Here is a 611-nt window from a genome sequence, read left to right on the forward strand (position 1 = left end):
GCAGAGTTCCTTACCGACAGCTATGGCGTGGTGCATAACCAACCGGTTTTGGTCTCTCTTAACACCAAATATTCGCCGATCCTTATATCTCCAGAGCAAAGATTCGAGGTTGTTGGAAAAGTTTTGAACTAAAAAGATGGGAGGAGTTTTCGTGGATACGATCAAGCGTGTTCAGGATTTGATGCAAGTGCGTGATATGAATCTATGTGTATTGGCAAAGAAATGCGGAATATCGTACTCCACGATTCAAACCACCGCCCGTCGGGGAGGGCAGTTAAGTGTAGAGACGATTGAAAGAATTTGTCAGGGTTTAGGAATTACATTAAAAGACTTCTTCGATTCCGCCTACCTGTAAATATAGGGGCAGCAAAAAAGCCGTTCGCCACGCTGGAAAATCTGCGTGGTGAACGGCTTTAATACTGCTTCTATTTATCCTTTGGCAATCTCCAGATAAACGCTAATCTCCATGATTGTTACCATTGAAGGAATACATTTGCGACGATCTTCGGGCATACCGAATAAGATTTGCATTGTCAGTTGAAAACAGCTCAGGTTACCTATTGCAATTCTGACTATTTGGAATATACTTGTAAGTATCAAATTATTTCACT

The 611-nt window shown here is 41.7% G+C and carries 1 protein-coding gene; it reads left to right on the forward strand.

What is annotated here, in order from left to right:
• Window positions 1-151: 151 nt before the first annotated feature.
• Complete coding sequence (locus AAAU26_RS00790; protein WP_227619720.1) at window positions 152-355, forward strand: helix-turn-helix domain-containing protein; 204 nt, start codon at window positions 152-154, stop codon at window positions 353-355.
• Window positions 356-611: the final 256 nt, after the last annotated feature.

Source organism: Faecalibacterium longum (genome assembly GCF_040094125.1).
GTDB lineage: Bacteria > Bacillota > Clostridia > Oscillospirales > Ruminococcaceae > Faecalibacterium > Faecalibacterium longum.